This is a genomic window from Cuspidothrix issatschenkoi CHARLIE-1, from assembly GCF_002934005.1.
GTDB lineage: Bacteria > Cyanobacteriota > Cyanobacteriia > Cyanobacteriales > Nostocaceae > Cuspidothrix > Cuspidothrix issatschenkoi.
The window spans coordinates 1-2,057 of sequence record NZ_PGEM01000235.1 but is presented as its reverse complement, the minus strand read 5'-3'; the positions used below and the strand labels follow the sequence as shown (position 1 = coordinate 2,057).

The following is a 2,057-nucleotide window of genomic DNA, read 5'->3' as shown; positions in this document are numbered from 1 at the left end:
GGTTATAGCTTTATTCAGCAACCCCTATCTATTAGTTTCTTCCCCGATATATATTCCTAAAGATTGAGCGCTTTGGACTAGATAACCATGGGGATCTACCAGTGAGGGACTTTTATCTACAGCATCTTGGATAGAAACATTAACAACTTTTCCATTCTGCCAAGCTAACATTTGATCATATTTATTTTGGGCAATTAAATCAACAGAGGTTGTCCCAAAAACTGTAGCGGTAAGACGATCTAATGCTGAGGGAATACCACCTCTTTGAATATGCCCTAATACTGAAACCCGCGTATCTACAAAATTTTTAGTTAAAGTAGAAATTCGATCAGCAATATATTGACCACGACCACATTTAGGGGTTGTAAAATGTTGAGATGGGGCATTTTCTAAATTGCAAATATCAGCATCACTTAAATCTTCTAAACAGGGTGTCGCACCTTCAGCGACGACGATAATAGCAAATTTTCTTTTCCAGCGATCGCGTAATTCTTGCAAATGATTGCAAATTCCTTTAATAGTATAAGGTATTTCCGGAATTAAAATTACATCTGCACCTCCAGCAATACCGGAATATAATGCTAAATGTCCCGCAGTACGTCCCATGACTTCGACAATCATTACTCGGTCATGACTTGCTGCGGTAAATGTAAGACGATTAATAGCATCCACAACTGTATTTACTGCCGTATCAAAACCTATGGAACGTTCTGTTAATGCCACGTCATTATCAATAGTTTTAGGAATACCAACTAAATGCCAATTACCCAAAGTTGCTAATTGATGAATTATCTTTAAACTGCCATCTCCACCTACGGCAATTAAAGCATCTAAACCTAGCGCTTCATAACTAGCTAAAATTTCACTAGCTGAAGCTAAAGTATCTCCTGTATTGATACTACCTAAAATTGTTCCTCCCATATTTAATAAAGGATCAATTCCGCGTAAGTCCCAACCGTGCATACTTAAAGGCACGGTTTGCCGTTCTAATAAACCTTGGGTGGCATAGGGAATACCTACAACCTCCCAATTATGGGTAAGTGTCGCATGACTCACAACTGCTCTAATTACACAATTGAGTCCAGGACAGTCACCACCACTTGTTAAAATACCAATACGTTTGTTCATAAGGAGTTTAGGAGTTCAGGAGTTCAGTGTTGAAATTCGTGTATTTCGTCCCCATTCTGGTTGATAAGTTTGCAACGCTTTCATATATTGAGCGCGTTCAAAAGCACTAGGATCAGGGCAGTTAAGTTGACTCATGCTGCCTTGCATTTGCTTAACAGACTCATATTCATGGTTTTCCATCCATTCTTTAATGTCTTTTTCCAAAGAACGAATATGATCAATACCATGGCGTAATAGCACAGAACACAGCATAGTGGCATTTGCCCCTACCATCAACATTTTTATCACATCATGGGCGTTGTGAATACCGCTAGTTGCTGCCAGACTTCCCTGAATATGTCCATAGAGAATAGCTATCCAACGCAAAGGTAAACGCATATCTTGAGGGGTACTTAATAATACATGAGGTTCTACATCCAAAGTTTCTAAATTAATATCAGGTTGATAGAACCGATTAAATAATACTAAACCATCAGCGCCAGCATCATCTAAACGTTTAGCCATATTCGCAGTATTTGTAAAGTAAGGACTAAGTTTTACAGCTACCGGAATAGTGACAGAATTTTTCACAGATGTGAGAATGTCAATATAGTTTTGTTCAATTTCTGAACTTGTTAAATTGGGGTCAGTGGGAACATAATAAATATTTAATTCTAAAGCTGATGCTCCCGCTTCTTGCATCAATTTACCATATTCTGTCCAACCCCCAGGAGAACAACCATTTAAACTAGCAATAATGGGAATATCTACTAATTCTTTAGCTTTGCGAATATGGTCTAAATATTCTTCTGGGCCAACTCGAAAATTAGTAACTTCGGGGAAATAGGTTAAAGCCTCCGCAAAACTCTCTGTACCATAGGTTAAATGATGATGTAGTTCGTATTTTTCTAAAGTTAATTGTTCTTCAAATAATGAGTGCATGACTACTG

2 protein-coding genes are annotated in these 2,057 nt (G+C 37.9%); both read right to left on the bottom strand.

The window, feature by feature from the left end:
* Positions 1-24: 24 nt before the first annotated feature.
* Positions 25-1,128, bottom strand: coding sequence for an ATP-dependent 6-phosphofructokinase (locus tag CUN59_RS20895; protein ID WP_104389601.1), 1,104 nt, complete (start codon positions 1,126-1,128; stop codon positions 25-27).
* Between the two features lie 15 nt (positions 1,129-1,143).
* Positions 1,144-2,057: dihydroorotate dehydrogenase-like protein (locus CUN59_RS20890; protein ID WP_104389600.1), on the bottom strand; the 914-nt coding region annotated here is incomplete at its 5' end.

What these genes read in the sequence shown, in the direction of transcription:
- CUN59_RS20895 (WP_104389601.1), bottom strand. Translation starts at nt 1,128, where the DNA reads ATGAACAAACGTATTGGTATTTTAACAAGTGGTGGTGACTGTCCTGGA.